Annotated in this window: 21 protein-coding genes and 2 tRNA genes; 17 read left to right on the top strand and 6 right to left on the bottom strand. The window is 66.8% G+C overall.

Translation table 11 applies throughout. The annotated features are described in order from the left end of the window. Positions 1–19 precede the first annotated feature (19 nt). Positions 20–751 (bottom strand): osmolarity response regulator transcription factor OmpR, encoded by a 732-nt coding sequence (ompR, locus tag VAR608DRAFT_RS26630; protein ID WP_088956805.1) that lies wholly within the window; start codon positions 749–751, stop codon positions 20–22. A 171-nt stretch (positions 752–922) separates the two neighbouring features. Between ompR and VAR608DRAFT_RS26635 the strand changes: the two genes are divergently transcribed. Together VAR608DRAFT_RS26635 and VAR608DRAFT_RS26640 are read left to right on the top strand one after the other, a co-directional pair. After that, the gene (locus tag VAR608DRAFT_RS26635) at positions 923–1,270 is read left to right on the top strand and encodes a hypothetical protein (protein ID WP_088956806.1); all 348 of its coding nucleotides are present in this window, start codon (positions 923–925) and stop codon (positions 1,268–1,270) included. A gap of 43 nt (positions 1,271–1,313) precedes the next feature. Then, on the top strand, positions 1,314–2,018 hold the full coding sequence (locus VAR608DRAFT_RS26640) for an SIMPL domain-containing protein (RefSeq protein WP_088956807.1): 705 nt from the start codon (positions 1,314–1,316) through the stop codon (positions 2,016–2,018). An 18-nt stretch (positions 2,019–2,036) separates the two neighbouring features. Here VAR608DRAFT_RS26640 and VAR608DRAFT_RS26645 read toward each other — a convergent pair whose 3' ends face one another. Next, positions 2,037–2,807, bottom strand: coding sequence for a 3-hydroxybutyrate dehydrogenase (locus VAR608DRAFT_RS26645; RefSeq protein ID WP_088956808.1), 771 nt, complete (start codon positions 2,805–2,807; stop codon positions 2,037–2,039). A 148-nt stretch (positions 2,808–2,955) separates the two neighbouring features. Here VAR608DRAFT_RS26645 and VAR608DRAFT_RS26650 point away from each other — a divergent pair, with 148 nt between their 5' ends. The 5 genes from VAR608DRAFT_RS26650 to rimO all read left to right on the top strand — a co-directional run bounded on the left by VAR608DRAFT_RS26650 (position 2,956) and on the right by rimO (position 7,979). After that, positions 2,956–5,196 carry a RelA/SpoT family protein gene (locus tag VAR608DRAFT_RS26650; protein ID WP_088958993.1) on the top strand — a complete coding sequence of 747 codons (2,241 nt, stop codon included), beginning with the start codon at positions 2,956–2,958 and terminating at the stop codon, positions 5,194–5,196. A 49-nt stretch (positions 5,197–5,245) separates the two neighbouring features. After that, positions 5,246–5,322: transfer RNA gene (locus tag VAR608DRAFT_RS26655), tRNA-Val, on the top strand. 211 nt (positions 5,323–5,533) lie between these two features. After that, complete coding sequence (locus VAR608DRAFT_RS26660) at positions 5,534–5,902, top strand: hypothetical protein (protein ID WP_088956809.1); 369 nt, start codon at positions 5,534–5,536, stop codon at positions 5,900–5,902. A gap of 73 nt (positions 5,903–5,975) precedes the next feature. Further along, positions 5,976–6,533, top strand: a complete 558-nt coding sequence (gene phaR, locus VAR608DRAFT_RS26665; protein ID WP_088956810.1) for a polyhydroxyalkanoate synthesis repressor PhaR — start codon at positions 5,976–5,978, stop codon at positions 6,531–6,533. 39 nt (positions 6,534–6,572) lie between these two features. Further along, entirely contained in the window at positions 6,573–7,979 is a 1,407-nt protein-coding gene (gene rimO / locus VAR608DRAFT_RS26670; RefSeq protein WP_088956811.1) for a 30S ribosomal protein S12 methylthiotransferase RimO, read from the top strand. A gap of 78 nt (positions 7,980–8,057) precedes the next feature. Here rimO and VAR608DRAFT_RS26675 read toward each other — a convergent pair. Next, a tRNA-Leu gene (locus VAR608DRAFT_RS26675) sits at positions 8,058–8,142 on the bottom strand. A gap of 81 nt (positions 8,143–8,223) precedes the next feature. Between VAR608DRAFT_RS26675 and rnr the strand changes: the two genes are divergently transcribed. Next, a complete protein-coding gene (gene rnr, locus VAR608DRAFT_RS26680; RefSeq protein WP_172843999.1) occupies positions 8,224–10,476 on the top strand; it encodes a ribonuclease R in 2,253 nt (750 codons plus the stop codon). Positions 10,477–10,491: 15 nt separating this feature from the next. Next, positions 10,492–11,253 (top strand): SDR family oxidoreductase, encoded by a 762-nt coding sequence (locus tag VAR608DRAFT_RS26685; protein ID WP_088956812.1) that lies wholly within the window; start codon positions 10,492–10,494, stop codon positions 11,251–11,253. A 10-nt stretch (positions 11,254–11,263) separates the two neighbouring features. On the opposite strand, the gene VAR608DRAFT_RS26690 is transcribed toward VAR608DRAFT_RS26685, so the two are convergent. The 3 genes from VAR608DRAFT_RS26690 to VAR608DRAFT_RS26700 are packed head-to-tail and all read right to left on the bottom strand — an operon-like array spanning position 11,264 to position 15,383. After that, complete coding sequence (locus tag VAR608DRAFT_RS26690; protein WP_088956813.1) at positions 11,264–12,727, bottom strand: NAD(P)H-hydrate dehydratase; 1,464 nt, start codon at positions 12,725–12,727, stop codon at positions 11,264–11,266. A 17-nt stretch (positions 12,728–12,744) separates the two neighbouring features. Further along, entirely contained in the window at positions 12,745–14,001 is a 1,257-nt protein-coding gene (locus VAR608DRAFT_RS26695; protein ID WP_088956814.1) for a D-amino acid dehydrogenase, read from the bottom strand. A gap of 53 nt (positions 14,002–14,054) precedes the next feature. Next, positions 14,055–15,383 (bottom strand): amidase, encoded by a 1,329-nt coding sequence (locus tag VAR608DRAFT_RS26700; protein WP_088956815.1) that lies wholly within the window; start codon positions 15,381–15,383, stop codon positions 14,055–14,057. Between the two features lie 233 nt (positions 15,384–15,616). Between VAR608DRAFT_RS26700 and rpsB the strand changes: the two genes are divergently transcribed. From rpsB to rseP, 8 genes are all read left to right on the top strand, one after another. Continuing rightward, positions 15,617–16,372, top strand: coding sequence for a 30S ribosomal protein S2 (gene rpsB / locus VAR608DRAFT_RS26705; RefSeq protein WP_088956816.1), 756 nt, complete (start codon positions 15,617–15,619; stop codon positions 16,370–16,372). Positions 16,373–16,481: 109 nt separating this feature from the next. Then, positions 16,482–17,408, top strand: coding sequence for a translation elongation factor Ts (gene tsf / locus VAR608DRAFT_RS26710; protein WP_088956817.1), 927 nt, complete (start codon positions 16,482–16,484; stop codon positions 17,406–17,408). 96 nt (positions 17,409–17,504) lie between these two features. After that, positions 17,505–18,227 (top strand): UMP kinase, encoded by a 723-nt coding sequence (gene pyrH, locus VAR608DRAFT_RS26715; RefSeq protein ID WP_088956818.1) that lies wholly within the window; start codon positions 17,505–17,507, stop codon positions 18,225–18,227. 13 nt (positions 18,228–18,240) lie between these two features. Further along, positions 18,241–18,801: a ribosome recycling factor gene (frr, locus tag VAR608DRAFT_RS26720; RefSeq protein ID WP_088956819.1), complete on the top strand. Its 561-nt coding sequence runs from the start codon at positions 18,241–18,243 to the stop codon at positions 18,799–18,801. A gap of 2 nt (positions 18,802–18,803) precedes the next feature. Continuing rightward, entirely contained in the window at positions 18,804–19,538 is a 735-nt protein-coding gene (uppS, locus tag VAR608DRAFT_RS26725; RefSeq protein WP_088956820.1) for a polyprenyl diphosphate synthase, read from the top strand. 4 nt (positions 19,539–19,542) lie between these two features. Further along, on the top strand, positions 19,543–20,388 hold the full coding sequence (locus tag VAR608DRAFT_RS26730) for a phosphatidate cytidylyltransferase (protein WP_088956821.1): 846 nt from the start codon (positions 19,543–19,545) through the stop codon (positions 20,386–20,388). Then, positions 20,385–21,572, top strand: a complete 1,188-nt coding sequence (gene ispC / locus VAR608DRAFT_RS26735; RefSeq protein ID WP_088956822.1) for a 1-deoxy-D-xylulose-5-phosphate reductoisomerase — start codon at positions 20,385–20,387, stop codon at positions 21,570–21,572. Before VAR608DRAFT_RS26730 ends, ispC begins: the two co-directional genes overlap by 4 nt. Positions 21,573–21,596: 24 nt before the next feature. Next, positions 21,597–22,967 carry an RIP metalloprotease RseP gene (rseP, locus tag VAR608DRAFT_RS26740; RefSeq protein WP_088956823.1) on the top strand — a complete coding sequence of 457 codons (1,371 nt, stop codon included), beginning with the start codon at positions 21,597–21,599 and terminating at the stop codon, positions 22,965–22,967. Positions 22,968–23,003: the final 36 nt, after the last annotated feature.

The following is a 23,003-nucleotide window of genomic DNA, read 5'->3' on the forward strand; positions in this document are numbered from 1 at the left end:
CCATCGTGCTTCGTGGGCGTCACGTGGTGCCGTCCGGCACGAACACGTAGCCGACGCCCCAGACCGTCTGGATGTAGCGCGGCGCCGCGGCGTCGGATTCGACCAGCTTGCGCAGGCGCGAGATCTGCACGTCCAGGCTGCGGTCGAAGGGTTCGAACTCGCGGCCGCGCGCGAGTTGGGCCAGCTTTTCGCGCGACAGCGGCTGGCGCGGGTGCCGCACCAGCGCCTTCAGCATCGCGAATTCGCCGGTGGTCAGCGACAGTTCCTCGCCGTCCTTCTTGAGCGTGCGCGAGCCGAGGTCGAAGCTGAACGGGCCGAAGTTCACGGTCTCGTTGTCGGTCGACGGCGCGCCCGGCGCCTCCAGCGGCGGACGGCGGCGCAGCACCGCGTGCACGCGGGCGAGCAGTTCGCGCGGGTTGAAGGGCTTGCCGAGGTAGTCGTCGGCGCCGACCTCGAGGCCGACGATGCGGTCCACGTCCTCGCCCTTGGCGGTCAGCATGATGATCGGCGTGCGGTCGTTGGCGGCGCGCAGGCGGCGGCAGACGGAGAGGCCGTCTTCGCCGGGCATCATGAGGTCGAGGACGATCAGGTCGACCGTGTCGCGAAGCAGGATCCGGTTCAGTGCCTTGCCGTCTTCCGCCACGATGACCTCGAATCCTTCCTGGGTGAGGTAGCGGCGCAGCAGGTCGCGGATGCGGGCGTCGTCATCGACGATCACGATCTTGTCAGTGCGAGCTGGAGTCTGATTCATTTTTACAACGGTGAATTTGTAACAACGCCGATTTTGAGGGTGTTGAGCGGCCGATGCGTCGCTTTGGGTATTGGTTTGACACTAAGTTACAAAACTTGCGGGCGTTAGCGGCTAGGACGTTCACGCATTGCCTTGGGATGGCAAAGTCGCTCCTGCTGTCCCACAGTCGTCATGAAAAGCAATAAATTCGTACTGCCCTTTGTCGTCGCCTGCGCTTTGCTCGGCCTTTCTGCCTGGGCGGCGGGCCCTGTCGGATTCATTTCCACCGGCGATCAGCAGCGCAGCCTGCGCGCTGCGGTCGAAGCCCATCGTGCGGCGACCCGTGCCGAGGCCCAGCAGGGCGAGGCAATCGCGGGTCGCAGGCTGACGCCGGCCGAACTGGCCGAGCTGCGCCAGCAGGTGCGGCAGCAATCCGCGCCGCGGCAGCAGGCTTCGGCGGAATCCGTGCCGCCGGAGCGCATGATTCCGGCGCCCGTCTTCAAGGGCGCGGTGCTCGTACCGGGCAAGCAGCGGCCATGAGCTGTGCCGGCGCCGCGTCTTTCACCTTCCGAGGAATCCAGTCTTGAACAAAGCCAGATGGTTGGCGGCCTGCGCCGTCCTGACGAGCGCTTCGGCGGCCTGGTCGCAGGCCGTCACGCTTCCCCCGCCGCAGAACGTGCTGCAGCTTTCGTCCGACGCGACGGTGGAGGTTCAGCAGGACCAGTTGAGCATGACCCTTTCCACGACGCGCGACGGCGCCGACGCGAGCGCCGTGCAGGCGCAGCTCAAGTCGGCGCTCGATGCTGCGCTGGCCGAGGCGCGCAAGAGCGCTCAGCCGGGGCAGCTCGACGTGCACACCGGGAACTTCACGATGTCGCCGCGCCGCAGCCGCGAAGGCAAGCTCACCGGCTGGCAGGGCACGGCGGAGCTGATTCTCGAAGGCCGGGACTTCCCGCGCATCGCCCAGACAGCGGGCAGGATTTCGACCCTGACCGTCGGCAATGTCGGCTTCAGCCTGAGCCGCGAGGAGCGGGCCAAGGCCGAGGCCGAAGCCCAGGGCCAGGCGATCGACAACTTCAAGCAGCGCGCCGACGAGCTGGCCAAACGGCTCGGCTTTGCCGGCTACACGCTGCGCGAGGTGGCGGTCAATTCGCACCTCGGCGGCCCGATCCGCCCGCGAGTGATGGCGATGGAGGCGGCCAAGATGGCAGCAGACGCGCCGCTGCCGATCGAAGCCGGCAAGACCAGCGTGGTGGTGAACGTCTCCGGATCGGTCCAGCTGAAGTAGCTGGAACGTAGCGCTCGCTTACTGGGCGGTCCAGCCGCCGTCGACCTGCCAGGCGACGCCGCGGACCTGGTCGGCAGCCGGCGAGCACAGGAACACTGCGAGGCCGCCGAGCTGCTCGACGGTGGTGAACTGCAGCGAGGGTTGCTTTTCGCCGAGCAGTTCCTTCTGGGCCTGGGCGACCGCGATGCCTTCGCGCGCAGAGCGGTCGTCGATCTGCTTTTGCACCAGCGGCGTCAGCACCCAGCCGGGGCAGATCGCGTTGCAGGTCACGCCGCTGGTCGCAGTCTCGAGCGCGACCGTCTTCGTGAAGCCGACGATGCCGTGCTTGGCCGCGACGTAGGCCGACTTCTGCGCCGAGGCGACCAGCCCGTGTGCCGAGGCGATGTTGATGACCCGGCCCCAGTTGGCCTGGCGCATCGCCGGAATCGCGAGACGGGTGGTGTGGAATGCGCTCGTGAGGTTGATGGCGATGATCGCGTCCCAGCGCTCCGGCGGGAAGTCCTCGACGTTCGCGACGTGCTGGATGCCCGCGTTGTTCACGAGCACGTCGACGCGGTCGAAGCGCGAGGCGGCGAACTTCATCATGTCCGCGATCTGGTCGGGCTTGCTCATGTCGGCTCCGTGGTACTCGACCTTGACACCCAGTGCGGCGATTTCCGCGCGCGGCTGTTCGGAGTCACCGAAACCATTGAGCACGATGTTTGCGCCTTGCTGTGCAAGCGCCTTGGCGATTCCAAGGCCGATGCCACTGGTGGACCCCGTAACGAGCGCGGTTTTGCCTTTGAGCATGATGGTGAACTCCGGTTGAAGTAGGATGCAACGACCCCGATTATCTTCATCGCGACTTCGCTTTCGACATGACCGCGCTTGCCTTTCATCACGCCCCCCGTGAGGCTTGCCGGCCGGCGTGGCGGTCGATTTCCCGGCGTCAGGCACTGTGAAGCGCGAGCCATCCAACCTGCAGGCGCCCTCCACGCCGGAATCGATCGTGGTCGACTATCCGTTGTCGGCCGCGACGGCGGAGCGCTCGCCGGTGATGGAGAACATGCTCGCGCGCGCCCGCGCCTTCGCCGAGCCGTTGATCGCCGACGAGACGCTGGACACCGGCGAGAACACGCTGTCGCATGCGGATGCGGTCGCGCACATCGTTGCGTCGATGGGCGGCTCCGAGGCGATGCAGGCGGCGAGCTATCTCGTCTATTCGTGCCAGCACCTGAATCGGCCGCAGGAGGTCATCGCCAAGGTCTTCGGCGACAACTTCGCGGCGCTCGCCGTCGAGACCACCAAGCTGGTGTATGTGCAGAAGCAGGCACGTTCGGCCACGGCCAATGTTCATCTGAACGACGGCGCGGGCACGCAGACGGAGAACGTGCGCAAGATGCTGCTGGCCTTCTCGCGCGACCTGCGCGTGGTCATGCTCCGGCTGGCATCGAGGCTGCAGACGCTGCGCTATGCGGCGGCGGCCAAGCAACCCCCGCCGGAGAACGTCGCGCGCGAATCGCTGCAGGTCTTCGCGCCGCTCGCGAACCGCCTGGGCATCTGGCAGGTGAAGTGGGAGATCGAGGACCTCTCGTTCCGCTTCCTCGAACCCGACACCTACAAGCTGATCGCGCGTCTTCTCGAAGAGAAGCGCATCGAGCGCGAAAGCTACGTCGAGCAGTTGCGATCGCGCCTGGAGCGCGAACTGGCCGCCGAGGGCATCAAGGCCAAGGTGCAGGGACGGCCCAAGAACATCTACAGCATCGTCAAGAAGATGCGCGGCAAGTCGCTCGACTTCGAGCAGGTCTTCGACATCATGGCGCTGCGCGTGATCGTGGGCGACGTCAAGGATTGCTACGCCGCGCTGGCATGGGTGCACTCGCACTTCCAGCCGATCGATGCCGAGTTCGACGACTACATCGCGCGGCCCAAGCCCAACGGCTATCAGTCGCTGCACACCGTGGTGCGTGATGTGATCGGCGGGCGTGCCGGCAAGCCGATCGAGATCCAGATCCGCACCGAGGAAATGCACGACCATGCCGAGCACGGCGTGGCCGCGCATTGGGCCTACAAGGAAGCGGGCCAGAAGGGCTACGCGGGCGTGTGGGCGACCGGCGAGTACGACGCGAAGATCGCGGTGCTGCGGCAACTGCTGGCGTGGGAGCGCGATCTGTCCGGCGGTCAGCAGGGGCAGGGCCTGTTCGACGACCGCATCTACGTGCTGACCCCCGACGCCGCGATCGTCGAGCTGCCGCAGGGCGCGACCGCGGTCGACTTTGCCTACACGGTTCACACCAGCCTCGGGCATCGCTGCCGCGGCGCGCGCGTCGACGGCGTGATGGTGCCGCTCAACACGCCGCTGCAGAACGGCCAGACGGTCGAGATCATCGCGGCGAAGGAGGGCGGTCCCTCGCGCGACTGGCTCAACGCCGAGCTGGGCTATCTGGCGAGCCATCGGGCGCGCGCGAAGGTCAGGGCGTGGTTCAACGCCCAGATCACACACGAGACGGTGGCGCGTGGCCGGGAGGCGGTCGAACGGCTTCTGCAGCGCGAAGGAAAGACGGCGCTCAAGCTGGAGGACCTCGCGTCGCAGCTCGGCTTCAAGTCGGCGGACAACCTGTTCGAGGTGGTCGGCAAGGACGAGTTTTCGCTGCGCAACATCGAGATGCTGCTGCGTCCGCCCGAGCCGGTGCCCGGCCCGGACGACGGCGTCGTCATCAAGAAGGCGCGCGGCAGCGAACAGGCCGGGCGCGGTGGTGTCCTGGTGGTCGGCGTGTCGTCGCTCATGACGCAGCTGGCCAAGTGCTGCAAGCCGGCGCCGCCCGATGCGATCCGCGGCTTCGTCACGAAGGGTCATGGCGTGAGCATCCATCGCGCCACCTGCAGCAACTTCCGATCGATGGCGGGCCAGAACGCGGAGCGCGTGATCGATGTCGAGTGGGGCGCGCAGAAGGGCGATGGCGCCGCGGTCTATGCGGTCGACGTCGCGATCGAGGCCGCCGACCGGCAGGGCCTCCTGCGCGACATCTCCGATGTGTTCGCGCGCGAGAAGATGAATGTGATCGGCGTGCAGACCCAGTCCGTCAAGGGAACCGCGTGGATGACCTTCACCATCGAGATCGCCGATGCCGCGCGGCTTGCGCAGGTGCTGATGGTGGTTGCTTCGGTGACCGGTGTGCGTTCCGCGCGACGTCGCTGAAAAAGGGCGCCGAAAAAGCCTGCTACAATCTCATCTCTCGAATACACACAGGCGCGTAGCTCAGCTGGTTAGAGCACCACCTTGACATGGTGGGGGTCGTTGGTTCGAGTCCAATCGCGCCTACCAATTCACTTGGTCACAGTCTGATTAACCACCAGACGCAAAGCTGATCAAGTTCTTCTTCCTCCCAATTCTCTGGAATTCGCCTGGATTTCCCTCTTGGAATTCCGGTCCCGATCGCTTATCGGTCTATGGCCTTCGGGCGACTGGCGGCTGCGGCGGCAGTTGTGGTAACTTGCCCGCTCGTCACCTCAATGCACTCGACTCCAGGGAACAGATGAACAGCCCCGCCGCCGAGATCGATCCAACGCAGGAAGAACTTCGCATCGCGGCGCTGGTGCGCCAGGCGCCGCTGGAGTTCGCGCGGGTGGTCTACGGGCTCAACGATCGGGCCCACGGGCGCGCCGGCACCATGGCGGCGGAGGAAGTGGCGCGCACCCTTCGCCAGGGCGCCCCGGTGACCCGGGAGCGCGCCGAGCAGCGCGCGCGTGCCTATCTCCCGGTCGCGGGGCAGGAGCACTGCCCGCGCTGCTGGGTATTCAACGGCATCAAGAGCCCGCTCCAGTACCGGGAGGCGACCCACGAGCGTCCCGAGACCGGCACCTGCAAGGTTTGCGGCGCCGAGTACGCCACGTCGCTGGACTGACACCTTCTTTTCGGTCAGGGTAAACCTTGGCGCGGCGCAATAGGGCCGCTCCCTAGAATCGTTTGCACGCGCGATGCGAAATTCGAAGGAGTCCCTAGTGCAGAGCAAGAAGTCCGGTACCAAGCCGGTCCAGCGGGTGATCAAGAAGTATCCGAACCGAAGGCTCTACGACACGGAAACCTCCAGCTACATCACGCTCGCCGAGGTGAAGCAGCTCGTCATGAACAAGGAGTCCTTCGTCGTGCGCGACGCCAAGACCGGCGACGACCTCACGCGCAGCATCCTGCTCCAGGTGATCCTCGAGGAGGAGGCCGGCGGCGCGCCGATGTTCACCGAGCAGGTCCTCGCCAGCATCATCCGGTTCTACGGGCACGCCATGCAGGGCTACATGGGCCCCTATCTGGAGAAGAACATCCAGGCCATGGCCGAGGTGCAGGCCCAGCTCGCGGAAAAGGCCGAGAGCCTGACGCCGGAAATGTGGGCCCGTTTCATGACGCTGCAGTCGCCGGTGCTGCAGGGGCTGATGGGCAACTACGTGGAGCAGTCCAAGAATGTCTTCCTGCAGATGCAGGAGCAGATGCAGAAGAACACCGAGCAGGTCCTGGGCGCTTTCGGCATCAAGCGCCCCTGAATCCCGCGTGCCGGCCGATAGCTGGGACAATACGGGGATATGAGCGAAGTAGCCTCCCCCGATAGAACGACCCCGCCGACTGTCCCCAAGATCGGCTTTGTGAGCCTTGGCTGTCCCAAGGCCCTGACTGATTCCGAACTGATCCTGACCCAACTGAGCGCCGAGGGCTACCAGACCTCGAAGACCTTCGAGGGCGCCGACCTCGTCATCGTGAACACCTGCGGCTTCATCGACGATGCCGTCAAGGAGAGCCTCGACACGATCGGCGAAGCCCTGGCAGAGAACGGCCGGGTGATCGTCACCGGCTGCCTGGGCGCCAAGACCGGCGAGCAGGGCGGCAACCTGGTGCGCGAGATGCATCCGAGCGTGCTCGCCGTGACCGGCCCGCACGCGACGCAGGAGGTGATGGATGCGGTGCATGCGAATCTCCCCAAGCCGCACGATCCCTTCATCGATCTGGTGCCGCAGGCCTTCGGCGTGGCCGGGCTCAAGCTCACGCCGCGCCACTACGCCTATCTCAAGATCAGCGAGGGCTGCAACCACCGCTGCACCTTCTGCATCATTCCGTCGATGCGCGGCGACCTCGTGTCGCGGCCCGTCGGCGATGTGCTGTCGGAGGCCAGGGCGCTGTTCGAGGGCGGGGTCAAGGAACTCCTCGTGATCAGCCAGGACACGTCGGCCTACGGCGTCGACCTGAAGTACCGCACGGGCTTCTGGGACGGGAAGCCGGTCAAGACGCGCATGCTCGAGCTCGTTCGCACGCTCGGCGAGATCGCCGCGCCCTACGGTGCGTGGGTCAGGCTGCACTATGTGTATCCGTATCCCAGCGTCGACGAGATCATCCCGCTGATGGCCGAGGGCAAGGTCCTGCCGTACCTCGACGTGCCGCTGCAGCACAGCCACCCCGAGGTCCTGCGGCGCATGAAGCGGCCGGCCAGCGGCGAGAAGAACCTCGAGCGCATCGCGCGCTGGCGCGAGGTCTGCCCCGAGCTCGTGATTCGCAGCACCTTCATCGCCGGCTTCCCGGGAGAGACCGAGGAAGAGTTCGAGCACCTGCTCGAATTCATCCGCGAGGCCGGGATCGATCGCGCCGGATGCTTCGCCTACAGCCCGGTGGCCGGCGCCGCTGCCAACGACATTCCGGGCATGCTGCCCGAAGCCGAACGGGAAGCGCGCCGCGCGCGCTTCATGGAGGTGGCGGAAGCGGTCTCGATCGCCAAGTTGCAGAGGCGCATCGGCGCCACGATGCAGGTCCTCGTGGATTCGGCGCCGGCCATGGGCCGCAAGGGCGGTGTCGGCCGCAGCTATGCCGATGCGCCGGAGATCGACGGCACCGTGCGGCTGCTGCCGCCCGAGAAGATCAGCAAGACGCTGAAGGTCGGCGAGTTCACGCGCGCGCGCATCGTCGGTGCCGAGGGGCACGACCTGATCGCGCTGGCGATTTGATGCCGCAAACGACAAAGAAAAAAGCCACCGGAGACCGGTGGCTTGAATCGAAGAACCCTCAAAGGGTGTTTTTGAATTTGGTGCCCAGAAGAGGACTCGAACCTCCACGATGTTACTCGCTAGTACCTGAAACTAGTGCGTCTACCAATTCCGCCATCTGGGCCCACATACCTGCCGAAGCAGTTATGTTTTGAATTTCAGGAAAGAAGGAGATCATATCAAAAATTTTGGCCATTCCGGCGGACTGCTGGATGAATTTGAAGGAACGGTGCTTGGACATCGCGACGGACACGGTTTCGTGCAACGCGATGACGGTGAAGCCGACATCTATCTGCCCCCGAACGAGATGCGTGCGGTGCTGCACAAGGACCGCGTCAAGGCGCGTGTCGTGCGGCTCGATCGTCGTGGTCGGCCCGAGGGGCGCGTGGTCGAGATCCTCGAGCGCCCCGAGCAGCCGATCATCGGCCGTCTTCTGCACGAAGGCGGCGTGTGGCTCGTGGCGCCGGAGGACAAGCGCTACGGCCAGGACGTCCTGATTCCCAAGGGCGCGACCGGCACCGCGAAGGTGGGCCAGGTCGTGGTGGTGCAGCTCACGGAGCCGCCCGCGCTCTTCGGGCAGCCGGTGGGCCGCGTGAAGGAAGTGCTCGGCGAGATCGACGACCCCGGCATGGAGATCGAGATCGCGGTGCGCAAGTACGGCGTGCCGCACGAGTTCTCCGAAGCGTGCCTCGCGGAATCGAAGGCGCTGCCCGACAAGGTCCGGCCCGCCGACAAGAAGGGGCGCATCGATCTGACCGACATTCCGTTGGTGACCATCGACGGCGAGGACGCGCGCGATTTCGACGACGCGGTCTACTGCGAGCCCGCCAAGGTCGGCCGCGGCAAGGGCTGGCGATTGCTCGTCGCGATCGCTGACGTCAGCGCCTATGTGCAGACGGGCTCGGCCATCGACATCGATGCCTACGACCGCGCGACCAGCGTGTACTTCCCGCGCCGCGTGATTCCGATGCTGCCGGAGAAGCTGTCGAACGGGCTGTGCTCGCTCAACCCCGAGGTCGAGCGCCTGTGCATGGTGTGCGACATGCTCGTGGCGGCGGACGGCGAGATCTACGCCTATCAGTTCTACCCGGCGGTGATGTGGAGCCATGCACGCTTCACCTACACCGAGGTCGCCGCGATCCTCGGCAACACGCGCGGGCCGGAGGCGCACAAGCGCAAGGAGCGCATCAAGGACCTCCTGAACCTGCACGACGTCTATCGCGCCCTGCTCGGCCAGCGCGTGAAGCGCGGCGCGGTGGATTTCGAGACGACCGAGACGCAGATCATCTGCGACGAGGCCGGCCGCATCGAGAAGATCGTGCCGCGCACGCGCAACGACGCGCACCGCCTGATCGAGGAAGCCATGCTCGCGGCGAACGTCTGCAGCGCGGACTTCATCGCCGAAGGCAAGCACCCGGGCCTGTTCCGAGTGCACGAAGGTCCGACGCCGGAGAAGAAGGAGATCCTGCGCGGCTATCTCAAGGCGATGGGCGTCGGGCTCTCGATCACCGACGATCCGAAGCCGGGCGAGTTCCAGGCGATCGCCGATGCGACCAAGGAGCGGCCCGATGCGCAGCAGATCCACACCATGCTGCTGCGCTCGATGCAGCAGGCGATCTACACGCCGATCAACAGCGGTCACTTCGGCCTCGCCTACGAGGCCTACACGCATTTCACGAGCCCGATCCGGCGCTATCCGGACCTGCTGGTGCATCGCGTGATCAAGGCGATCCTCGGCAAGACCAAGTACCAGTTGCCGATGCTGCCGACGCCGGGCGAGGCGCATGCCAAGCTCGCGAAGCGCCTCGCTTCGCGCGTGAAGTCGCCGAGCGCCAAGCCGCAGAAGGCCAGCGTCGCACCGAGCAAGGAAGTGCAGGCCTGGGAAGCCGCGGGCCTGCACTGCAGCGCCAACGAACGGCGAGCCGACGAAGCGAGCCGCGATGTCGAGGCCTGGCTGAAGTGCAAGTACATGCGCGAGCACCTCGGCGAGGAGTACGGCGGCGTGGTGACCGCGGCCACCACCTTCGGCATCTTCGTCACGCTCGACGCGATGTACGTCGAGGGCCTGGTGCACATCACCGAACTCGGCGGCGAGTACTTCAAGTTCGACGAGCAGCGCCAGGAACTGCGCGGCGAACGCACCGGGATCCGCTACGCCATCGGCACGCGCGTGCGCGTGCAGGTCAGCCGCGTCGACCTCGACGGCCGCAAGATCGACTTCCGGCTCGTGCGCGAAGGCGAGGAACTCGGGTCGCGCGCGATGAAGGACAAGGGAGTGGCGCCGGGTGGCGTACCCGTGAAGGCCTCGACCAAGCGCGGCGCGCGCAAGAAGCCCGAAGGCACCGTCGAACGCAGCGAGCGCGCGACGTCGCGGGCGCCAAAATCGGCGATCCAGGCCTTCAAGACCGCGGTCAAGAAGGCGGCCAGCAAGATGAAAGGGCGCAAGACGCGCCGTTGACCCAAGGAGACTCGAATGAGTGTTGAGAAGAAGAGCCGCATCGCGATCGTCACGGGCGCGGGGAGCGGCATCGGCAAGGCGGCGGCACTGGCCCTGCTGGGCGACGGATGGCATGTCGTGCTGGCTGGCCGGCGCCTGGAACCGCTGGAGCAGGTGGCCGAGGAATCCGGCGCAGGTGCGCGGGCCTTCGCGGTGCCGACCGACGTCGCCAATCCCGAATCCGTGCAGGCCTTGTTCGCGGCGGCGGTGGAGCGTTTCGGACGCGTCGACCTGCTCTTCAACAACGCCGGCGTGGGCAACCCGCCGGGCCCGTTCGAGGACTGGACGCCGGAGCAATGGCGAGGCGTGGTGGACATCAACCTGAACGGCATGTTCTATTGCATCCAGCAGGCGTTCCGCACCATGAGCGCGCAGACGCCGCGCGGCGGACGCATCATCAACAACGGCTCGATCTCGGCCACGACGCCGCGGCCGAATTCGATCGCCTACACGGCCACCAAGCACGCGGTCGAAGGCCTGACCAAGACGGCTTCGCTGGATGGCCGCAAGCACGACATCGCCGTCGGCCAGATCGACGTCGGCAACGCCCTGACCGAGCTGGCCGCGCGCATGACCAAGGGAGTCCCGCAGGCCAGCGGCGAGATCGCGATCGAGCCGACCATGGACGTGTCGATCGTGGGGCAGTCGGTGCTCTACATGGCCAACCTGCCGCTGGATGCCAACGTGCTTTTCCACACGGTGATGGCGACCAAGATGCCCTTCGTGGGCCGCGGCTGACGCTCTCTGTTCAGAGGGGCGGGCTGCCGCCGGCGAGCGCGCCAGCGGTGAGCGGAACACCGGACGGCCAACGGTCCGCGAGATCTCCGTGGCGCCAGACGGCCTCGCAGGTTGCCGTCATAGGCGGATGGCCGGCGGCGAGCGCCGCACCCACCATGCCGGCCAGAACGTCGCCGGTGCCCGGTGTCGCCAGGCGCGCGTTGCCCGTCGGGTTGATCACCGGAATCTCGTTCGGCCCGGCGATCACGCTGCCCGAACCCTTGAGCACGACGATCGCGCCGAAGCGGGCGGCGAGCTCGCGCGCCGCTGCGAGGCGGTTGCGCTGGACTTCGCCGGTGTTCGAGCCCAGCAGCCGAGCCGCCTCGAGCGGATGCGGCGTCAGCACCGTCGGCCGGCCGGACGCGGCGCGCGCCGTCAGCAGGCTCTGCAGCGCCGGATCTGAGGCCATGCAGTTGAGCGCGTCCGCATCGAGAACCAGCGCGCCAGCGGTCTGGAGGATGTGCGGCAGCAGTTCGGCGACCGCGGTGCCGCCGCCGCATCCGCTCACGACCGTCATGCCGGAGAGGTCGAGCGTGTCGGGCCGGCGGAACATGAGTTCGGGCCGTACCGGGTCCAGCGGCAGCGCATCGCGATCGAGCGGGGCGACGAAGACCCGCCCCGCACCCGCATGGAGGGCTGCGGAGCCGGCCAGCAGCGCGGCGCCGGCCATTCCGGGCGCCCCGCCGATCACCGCGACATCGCCGTAGCTCCCCTTGTGCGATGCGTGCCGCCGTTGCGAGGTGGCGGGGAGGCCGGGCAGCCGGGCGGCAGGGCGCTCGGCGATGTCCGCAATGCCCAGGTCGTCGAACCACAGCTCGCCGGCAGCATCGCGGCCCTGGGCGGTGAAGAGTCCGGGCTTCAGCGTCAGCAGGCTCAGGCACACGCGACGCTGCCGTGCGCCATCGGCGGGCAGGTAGTTGGCGGACAGGTTGCCGGTATCCGCATCCAGCCCCGACGGCGTATCGATTGCGAGCACCGGCGCGGCAGCGTCGCTCATCCGGCGAAGCCAGTCGAGCATCGGGCCGGACGGCGGCCGGGCGGAGCCGATGCCGAGCAGTGCATCCACCGCGAGGTCGCAGGTCGCGGGCGGCGCTTCGGCAAACGTCACACCCGCCTCGCGCGCACGCTGGAGCGAGGCCCGAGCGTCGGCAGGCAGCCGGCCTTCCTCGCCGATTCGCGTGACGACCGTCTCGAAGCCGCGCCGCTGGAGCTGCGATGCGGCCTCGAAGCCGTCGCCGCCGTTGTTGCCGGGACCACAGGCGACCCAGACCAGGCGCGCATGCGGCGCCAGCGCCATCGCGAGCCGGGCCGCCGCCAGGCCCGCGCGTTGCATCAGCGTGTGCGGCGGCAGGGCCTTCGCCGCGGCTTCCTCGATCCGGCGCGTGGCCGCGATGTCGAACAGATCGGCGGTGCTGGCGGATGTGATTCGAAGCATGCGGCGGTCCTCTGGGTTCAATGTTGCAGCAGGCGTTCCAGGCCGAAGCCCTCGAGGTCGATGCCGGGGTCTCGACCCTGCATGAGGTCCGCCAGGACGCGCGCGCTGCCGCAGGAGAGGGCCCACCCGCTCGATCCGTGGCCGAGGTTGAGCCAGACACCCGGCACGCCGCTGGGTCCGATGATCGGCGGACCGTCCGGCAGCATCGGCCGCGCGCCTTTCCATTGCTGGACCCCCGAGCGAAGCGTCACCGCGCCGGGAAACCAGTCCTGCAGCACCTTGTAGAGGGTCTGCAGCGAAGCCGGGTTGATCCTCCCGGGCGAGCCGCCGATCTCGGCACTCCCCGCGACCCGCACCCGCAGGCCGAGCCTGGAGATCGCGACCTTGTACCGCTCGTCCATGACCGCGCTGCGCGGCGCACTGAGCGGCTCGCGGATGTTGGCGCTGATCGAGTGGCCGTAGACCGGCGCCAGCGGCAGGCGCAACCCCAGCGGCCTGAGCAGGTCCGCGGAGGCCACGCCGGCGCAGACCACCACGGCGTCGAAGCGATGGCTCTCGGAGCCGGTCGCGAGCGACAGCTCGGTGGGGGCTGCGCGCTTCAGCGGCGCGAGGTCGCAGTTGAAATGGAACTGGGCGCCCAGCGCCTCGGCTTCCCACTTGAGCAACTGCGCGAACTGCCGGCAGTTGGCTACTTCGTCGTCCGGCAGGTAGATGGCGCCGGCGAGCGCGGTGTCGGCATTCAGCGCCGGCTCGATCTTGCGGGCCTCGTCGGCATCGACTTCCTGGAACTTGGCTCCGGCGGTGCGCAGCACCTCGAGGCCGGCCTGGACCAGCTTCTTCTCGCGCTTGGAGCGCAGGAGCACCAGATAGCCGTCGCTGCGCTCGTAGTCGAGCTCGCAAGCCTCGGTGATCGCGCGCAGGCGGGTGCGGCTGTAGAAGGCGAGCCGCTGCAGTCGTGCGCGGTTGGCCAGGTAGGTTTCGAGCTTGCACGCGCGCTGCCAGTGGCTCATCCAGTGCAGGTCGCGCATGGACAGCGGCCAACGCAGCTTGACCGCGCCATGCGTGGACAGGAGGGAGCGAAGCACCTTGCCGCGCATGCCGGGAGCCGCCCACGGGGTGACGTATCCCGGTGCCACGACGCCGGCGTTGGCAAAACTCGATTCCTCGGCCGCGGCGCCACGTCGGTCGAAGACCATGACTTCATGCCCGTCGGAGGCCAACTCCCATGCAGTGGTGACGCCGATGATGCCGGCTCCCACGATCGCTACTTTCATTCGGTACTTCGTTGATATTGATTCGACGCTAACGGGCCGGTGTCGGCGCCGGACTACCGGCTGCCGAGCGCGCGTTCGGCCTGCAGCGCGGCGGCCAGCACCGCGTCGTCGTGAAGCGCGGCGTGCCAGATCATCAGGCCGACCGGCAGCTCGCCGGTGGCGTGGCAGGGGATCGAGATCGCGCAACCGTCGAGCATGTTGACGACGGAAGGGTTGCGCAGAAGCAGCGCATTGATGCGGAAGAATTCGTCGTCGCGCTCCGGCCCCGGCGCCACGCTGGCGATGGTCGGGGCCGTGATCGGCACGGTCGGCGACAGCACGGCGTCGAAGGGGGCCAGCGCCTGTTCCATGCGGGCGATCCAGTGCCTCCGGGCGTGGCAGAGATCGATGTACTCATGCGCCTTCATGGTCGCGCCCTTGAGGATGCGCTGCGCGACCCGCGGGTCGTAACCCGCGCCGCTGCGTTCGAGCAGATGGCGGTGCCAGGCGTAGGACTCGGCGGCGGAGAAGCCGCCGGTCGCGTTGATCGCCGGCAGATCGGCCAGCGCCGGCAGGCTGATTTCGGTGATCTGCGCGCCGGCGTTGCGCAGCGTGCGCAGGGTCCGCTCGAAGGCACCGGCCACGACGGCGTCCATCCCGTTCTGGAAAAGATCCTTCGAAACCGCGAACCGGTAGGTTGCCAGGGATGCGTTTCCTGCGGTGACGCGGCGGCTCGAGAGGATCTCGTGCGCCGTGATCGCATCGCGGACGGACCGCGTCATCGCGCAGACCGTGTCGAGCGTCGTCGAGAGCGGGAGGGCGCCGTCGGTGGGAACGAGCCGCGCGGTGTTCTTGAAGCCGACGATCCCGTTGAGCGCGGCGGGAATCCGGATCGAACCGCCGGTGTCCGAGCCCAGCCCGATGAACGCCGCCCCGGCGGCGACGGACACGGCGGCGCCGGAGGACGAGCCGCCCGGAATCCGCGGCGTGCCGGGATCGGACGGGCTGGCCGGCGTTCCGTGATGCGGATTGATCCCGACGCCCGAGAAGGCGAACTCCGTCATGTTGGTCCGGGCTAGAAGAGCGCCCCCGGCAGCACGAAGGCGGGCGACCGCGACCGCGTCGGCCTTCGCTGCCGGCGCATGGGAGAGCACGGCGGAGCCGGCCGGCGTGGGCTGGCCGGCGACGTCGAAAAGGTCCTTGGCGGTGAAAGCAAGCCCGGCCAGGGGCTGCCCGGCCCAGGCGGCCGCAGCCTCGCGCCGGGCCTCTTCGAACAGCTTGCGCGTGAAGACATGCTCGCAGACGGCCGACTCGGCCGTGGCGATGGAGTGCTCCATTTCGGTGCGTGCGTCGGAAGCGCCCGTCATGAGGGCGAGGCGGGCGGCGTGCAGATCGGGGCGCATGTGGCGGAGGGCGCTGAGGGATGGGGTGCGTGCTATACTCTTTGGGTTTCGCTCCGGGTACTTTTACTCACGTTTTCTGGTGTTTCCTGGTGATTTTCCAGAGTCCCGAAGTGAAGCGCATCCGCAAACCAGCCCAATCAAGGTGTTGTGATGCCTCAAGTCCGTTGGATATCCATCGATGAGGGGCGCACAAAACGGGCTGGATTTTAGACCCAACCTTTGGAGTTATTCCTATGTCGACCACCATGCGCGAAATGCTGGAAGCCGGCGTCCATTTCGGACACCAGACCCGCTTCTGGAACCCCAAGATGGCCCCGTACATCTTCGGTCACCGCAACAAGATTCACATCATCAACCTGGAAAAGTCGCTCCCGATGTTCCAGGAAGCGATGAAGTACGCCAAGCAGCTCACCGCCAACCGCGGCACGATCCTGATGGTCGGCACCAAGCGCCAGGCCCGTGAAATCGTCGCTGCCGAGGCGCGCCGCGCCGGCGTTCCCTACGTCGACACCCGCTGGCTCGGCGGCATGCTGACGAACTTCAAGACCGTCAAGACCTCGATCAAGCGCCTGAAGGACATGAAGGCCCAGCTCGAAGCCGGTCTCGACAGCCTGAGCAAGAAGGAGCAGCTCACCTTCACGCGCGAAATCGAGAAGCTCGAGAAGGACATCGGCGGCATCCAGGACATGACCGCGCTGCCGGACGCGATCTTCGTGATCGACGTGGGCTACCACAAGATCGCCGTGGCCGAAGCCAAGAAGCTGGGCATTCCGCTGATCGGCGTGGTGGATTCCAACCACTCGCCCGAAGGCATCGACTACGTGATCCCGGGCAACGACGACTCGTCCAAGGCGGTCACCCTGTACGCCCGTGGCATCGCCGATGCGATCCTCGAAGGCCGTGCAAGCGCCGCGAGCGACGTGGTCAAGGCGGTGTCCGAAGGCAGCGGCGATGAGTTCGTCGAGGTCGAAGAGGGCGCTTCCGCCTGATTCGTGCTCGTTCGAGCCTGAAGAAGGGGCCTCGAAGCCCCTTTTTTTTAATCTGATTTTCGTGGCGCCCGCGAGGGGCGGCAACTGATAAACCGAACGGAGAATACACATGGCAACAATCACCGCAAGCATGGTCGCCGAGCTGCGCGCCAAGACCGACGCTCCGATGATGGAGTGCAAGAAGGCGCTGACCGAAGCCGACGGCAACATGGAAAAGGCCGAAGAGCTGCTGCGCATCAAGCTGGGCAACAAGGCTGGCAAGGCTTCGAGCCGCATCACGGCCGAAGGCGTGGTCGCCGCCTATGCCGAAGGCGATGCCGGCGCGATCGTCGAGATCAACTGCGAAACCGACTTCGTCTCCAAGAACGACAGCTTCCTGGCCCTGGCCAACGCCGCGGCCATGCTGGTCGCCAAGCACAACCCCGCGGACCTGGCAGCGCTCGGTGCGCTGCCGTACGAGCAGGACACCTTCGGTCCGACGCTCGAGGACGTCCGCAAGGGCCTGATCGGCAAGATCGGCGAGAACATGACCTTCCGCCGCTTCAAGCGCTTCGCCGGCAACGGCAAGCTGGCGTCGTACCTGCACGGCACCCGCATCGGCGTGATGGTCGAGTTCGAGGGTGACGCGACGGCCGCCAAGGACGTCGCGATGCACGTCGCCGCCATGAAGCCGGTGGCGATCTCGTCGGCCGACGTCCCGGCCGAACTGATCGAGAAGGAACGCGCGGTCGCGGCCGGCAAGGCGGAAGAAGACCGCAAGGCCGCCGAAGCCGCCGGCAAGCAGCCCCAGCCCGCGGACATCGTTGCCAAGCGCATCGAAGGCAGCGTGCAGAAGTACCTCAAGGAAGTGTCGCTGCACAACCAGTCCTTCGTGAAGAACGACAAGCAGACCGTCGAGCAGATGCTCAAGGGTGCCAACACCACGATCAAGTCGTTCACGCTGTACGTGGTCGGCGAAGGCATCGAGAAGAAGGTCGACGACTTCGCGGCCGAAGTGGCGGCCCAGGTCGCCGCTGCAAAGGCCGCTGCCGCCTGAGTCGCGGCCCCACGGCGGCGGTGCGAGTCTTCGCGCCGCCGCTGTTTCAATTCCACGTCATACACTCGCACACGCCCAACTTTGAAGGAACACTCCATGCCAGAAACCCGCCCGGCCCACAAGCGAATCTTGTTGAAGCTGTCGGGAGAGGCGTTGATGGGGGACGACGCATTCGGCATCAACCGCGCGACGATCGTTCGCATGGTGGGTGAGGTCGCCGAGGTCGTGAACATGGGCGTCGAGGTCGCCGTCGTCATCGGCGGCGGCAACATCTTCCGCGGCGTCGCGGGCGGCTCGGTCGGCATGGATCGCGCCACGGCCGACTACATGGGCATGCTCGCGACCGTCATGAACTCGCTGGCCCTTGCGGACGCGATGAACAAGCAGGGCTTGATCGCCCGGGTGATGTCGGCGATCGCGATCGAGCAGGTGGTGGAACCCTACGTCCGTCCCAAGGCCCTCCAGTACCTGGAGGAAGGCAAGGTCGTGATCTTCGCCGCCGGGACCGGCAACCCTTTCTTTACCACCGATACCGCCGCGGCCCTGCGCGGCGCCGAAATCGGCGCCGAACTGGTGCTGAAGGCGACCAAGGTCGATGGCGTCTATACGGCGGACCCCAAGAAGGACCTGAGCGCGACCCGCTATTCGCGCCTGAGTTTCGACGAAGCCATCGCGCAGAATCTCGGCATCATGGACGCCACGGCCTTCGCGCTGTGCCGCGACCAGAACCTGCCGATCAAGGTGTTCTCGATCTTCAAGAACGGTGCGCTCAAGCGTGTCGTGATGGGCGAGGACGAAGGCACGCTGGTGCATGCCTGAGTGGAGAAAGAATATGACCATCGCAGAAATCCGGAACACGACGGACGCCAAGATGAATCAATCGCTGGCGGCGTTCCAACACAACCTGACCAAGATCCGCACGGGGCGTGCCAATCCGCAGCTGCTCGACTCCATCCACGTCGACTACTACGGCTCCAGCGTGCCGCTGTCGCAGGTGGCCAATGTGTCGCTGATCGATTCCCGCACGATCAGCGTCCAGCCCTGGGAAAAGGGCATGGGCGCCAAGATCGAGAAGGCGATTCGCGAGAGCGACCTGGGCCTCAACCCGGCATCGATGGGCGATCTGATCCGCGTGCCGATGCCGCCCATGAGCGAGGAGCGCCGCAAGGAGATGACCAAGCTCGTCCGCAACGAGGGCGAAACGGCCAAGATCGCGACGCGCAACCTGCGCCGTGATGCCAACGACGCGATCAAGAAGCTGGTCAAGGACAAGCTGGCCTCCGAAGACGACCAGAAGCGCGCCGAAGCCGAGATCCAGAAGGTGACCGATCGCCACATCGCGGAAATCGACCGCCTCGTGGTGGCGAAGGAAGCCGAGATCATGGCGGTCTGACGATGAGCGCAGCGCCCGCCGTTCCCCATCACATTGCGATCGTCATGGACGGGAACGGCCGTTGGGCGACACGTCGCTTTCTGCCGCGCGTCGCCGGGCACAAGCAGGGCGTCGAGTCCTTGCGGCGCTGCGTCAAAGCGTGCGCCGCCCGCGGGGTCTCGGTGCTCACCGTCTTCGCGTTCTCGTCCGAAAACTGGAATCGTCCGGTCGAAGAGGTTTCGGGACTGATGGACCTGATGGTCGTGGCCCTCGGGCGCGAGGTGCCCAGGCTCATGCAGGACGGCGTCCGGCTGCACTTCATCGGCGAGCGCGGCGGCTTGTCCGAGAAGATCGCGGCGGGCCTGGCGCAGGCGGAGGCGGCCACGGCGCACAACTCGCGCCTGGTCCTCAATGTGTGCTTCAACTACGGCGGGCGCTGGGACATCGCGCGCGCCGCGGCACAGCTGGCGGCCCGGGGCGAAGCGCTGACCGAGGCCAACCTCGATGCGGCGATGGCCCTGTCGCACGTTCCCGATCCCGACCTGTTCATCCGCACGGGCGGCGAGCAACGCCTCTCGAACTTCCTTCTCTGGCAAAGCGCCTACGCCGAGCTGTTCTTCAGCGATCGCCTGTGGCCCGAGTTCGACGAGGCCGCGCTGGACGAGGCCATCGCGGCCTACCAGAACCGCGAGCGCCGCTACGGTCAGACCTCCGCACAGGTTCGGGCAGCGACGCGCCCCGACCAGCAAGCTGCTTGAGCGAATGCTCAAACAACGCATCATCACCGCCGTCGTCCTGCTGGCGATCCTGCTGCCTGCGCTTTTCTATCCGTCCCCCGTCCCTTTCGCCTGCGTGATGCTGGCGCTGATCGCCGCCGCCGGCTGGGAGTGGGGGCGACTCAACGGTTACGGTTCGCGCGTCTCGCTGTTTCTCGGCGCCGAGATCGCCGTGCTTTGCGCGCTCTCGTGGTGGCTGGGCCTGCTCGAGAGCTCCCTGCTTCCGGTGTGGATCGTGGCCAGTGCCGGGTGGGTGCTGGGGGGCGCGGCGCTGCTGCGCGTCGCGGTCCCGGGATGGCCGCGCATTCCGCGGGGGCTGCGCCTCGTGGTTGGACAACTCGCGCTGTGGGTCGCATGGCTGGCCGCGGTGCAGGCGCGGGTCGTCGGGATCAACTTTCTCCTTTCCATCCTCGTGCTGGTCTGGGTGGCGGATGTCTTCGCGTATTTCTCCGGCCGGGCCTTCGGGCTCAAGTTCACGCGAAACAAGCTCGCGCCGACCATCAGTCCCGGAAAGAGCTGGGAAGGCGTCTGGGGCGGCATGGCCGGCGTGGTCGTTCTGGCCCTGGCCTGGGCCTGGAGCGATTCGGCCCTGCGGGCCGGCGTCGCGAGCCTGTACACCCGTCTTGCCGAGCGAGGCTGGTGGCTGCTCGTGATCGGCGTAATATTCCTGGCGGCGATGAGCGTGGTCGGCGACCTGGTCGAATCGCTGATCAAGCGCAGTGCCGGTGCCAAGGACAGCAGCGCCTTGCTGCCAGGGCACGGCGGCGTACTTGATCGGGTCGACGCGCTGCTGCCGACGCTGCCCATTGCAATGATGTTGGCTTTCCTGTGAACACAACCAAACAGCGCGTCACGGTGCTCGGGTCGACGGGGTCCGTCGGTGCCAGCACCCTCGACGTGATCGCCCGCCATCCCGACCGCTTCGAGGTCTTTGCACTGTCCGCGGCCACGAAGGTCGACGAGATGCTCGCGCAATGCGCGCGCTTTTCGCCGAAGTTCGCCGTGATGGCGAGCACGCCGCATGGTGAGCTGCTCGCCGAAAAGCTGGCCCGGAACGGTCTGCCGACGCGCGTCCTGATGGGTGCGGGCGCCCTCGAATCCATCGCCTCGCACGAGGAAGCCGATGCGGTGATGGCCGCCATCGTCGGGGCGGCCGGCCTGGGTCCCTGTCTGGCCGCCGCCCGTGCCGGCAAGCGCCTGCTGCTCGCGAACAAGGAGGCGCTGGTGGTCGGCGGCGATCTGTTCATGAACACGGTGCGCACCGGCGGCGCGACCCTGCTGCCGATCGACAGCGAGCACTCGGCGATCTTCCAGTCGCTGCCGGAGGATCCGTCGACCTGGGCGCGGCGGATCGACAAGATCATCCTCACCGCTTCCGGCGGGCCGTTCCGCACGCGCTTGCCGGCGTCGCTGACGAGCGTGACGCCGGAGGAGGCGTGCGCCCATCCCAACTGGGTGATGGGCCGCAAGATTTCCGTGGACTCCGCGACCATGATGAACAAGGCGCTCGAGGTCATCGAGGCACGCCATCTGTTCGGTGTGCAGCCGGAGCAGATCGAGGTGGTGATCCATCCGCAGAGCGTGGTGCACTCGATGGTCCAGTTCACCGATTCGTCCGTGATCGCGCAACTGGGCACGCCCGACATGCGCGTGCCCATCGCGGTGGGGCTCTCGTGGCCCGAACGGATCGAGAGCGGCGCGAGCCGGCTCGATTTCCGCCAGATGGCCGCGCTCACCTTCGATCCGCCCAACGCGGAGCTCTTTCCCGGTCTCGAACTCGCCTGGCAGGCCCTGCGCGCCGCGCCCGGTACCACGGCGGTCCTGAACGCAGCCAACGAAGTCGCCGTCGAGGCCTTCCTCGATCGCAGGCTGCGCTTCGACCGGATCCATGCGGTCAACATGGAAACTTTGGAGGTGGTGCATCCCTCCAAGCCGCAGTCGCTCGGGGACCTGCTCGAACTCGATGCGACTGCCCGCGCCGCGGCCAACGCCGCTGCGCTGCGTTTCGCGGCCTGACGCCACCAACTTCCGGGACACCCGATGCTCACAGTCGTCGCCTTCATCGTTGCACTGGGCCTCTTGATCGCGGTGCACGAATACGGTCACTACCGCGTGGCCGTCGCGTGCGGTGTGAAAGTGCTGCGTTTCTCGATCGGCTTCGGACCGACCCTCTATCGCTGGAAGCCGAAGCGCCAGCATCCGGGGCAGGACACCGAGTTCGTCATCGGCGCCTTCCCGATCGGCGGCTACGTGAAGATGCTCGACGAGCGTGAAGGCCCGGTTGCGCCCGAGGAGCGGCATCGCGCGTTCAACACCCAGCCTCTGCGCTCTCGCTCCGCCATCGTCGCTGCGGGCCCATTGGCCAACCTGCTGCTGGCGGTGCTGCTCTATACGCTGGTCAACTGGATCGGCGTGCAGGAGCCGGCCGCGAAGCTCGCGCGCCCGGTCGTGGCTTCCCTCGCGGAGGCGGCCGGCCTGCGTGGTGGCGAGCATGTCACGCGGGCAGGCTTCGATGGCGACCTGGAAAGCGTCCGATCGTTCGAGGATCTGCGCTGGCGCATCACGCGAGGCGCGCTCGACCAGCGCGACCTGACGCTGGAGATATCAGGCGAGGGCGGACGTCCATCCCGCGAGCTCGTGCTGCCCCTGAGCCGCGTCGAGGCCAAGGATGCCGACGCGCAGATGTTCAAGAAGATCGGTGTCGTCGCGCCGCTGACCCGCCCCGAGATCGGCGAAGTGATGGCCAGGAGTGCGGCGGAGCGCGCCGGTCTGCACGCCGGTGATGTGGTGCGCGCCGTCGGGGGCGTTGCGATCCTCGATGGCCAGCAGTTGCGCGAGGTCATTCGCGCTTCGGTCAACGGCGACCAGCCGCGCAGCCAGACCTGGCAGGTCGAGCGCGCTGGGCAGATGGTCAAGATCGAGGTCGCGCCCGAGGTGCGCGATGAGGGCGCCACGAAGGTCGGCCGCATCGGCGCCTACGTGGGTGCGCCACCCGAGATGGTTCTGGTGCGGCAGGGCGCGGTCGAGGGATTCCGCAACGGCGTTGTCCGCACCTGGGAGGTCTCGGCGCTGACGGTGCGCATGATGGCCAAGATGGTCATCGGCGAAGCGTCGCTCAAGAACCTGAGCGGACCCCTGACGATCGCCGACTATGCAGGGAAATCCGCGAGCCTCGGATTGACCCAGTACCTGGTTTTTCTCGCTCTGATCAGCGTGAGTCTTGGCGTGTTGAACCTGATGCCGTTGCCGGTCCTCGATGGAGGACACCTGATGTATTATCTTTGGGAGGGCCTGACCGGCAGGGGTGTTTCCGACGCATGGATGGAGCGGCTTCAACGCGGTGGTGTCGCGTTGCTGCTGGCCATGATGTCGATCGCACTCTTCAACGACGTCACGCGGCTCTTTGGTTAACTATCTGCCAGCCCCTTCCGCGCTGGCTCAATTTCA

Source organism: Variovorax sp. HW608 (assembly GCF_900090195.1).
Taxonomy (GTDB): domain Bacteria; phylum Pseudomonadota; class Gammaproteobacteria; order Burkholderiales; family Burkholderiaceae_C; genus Variovorax.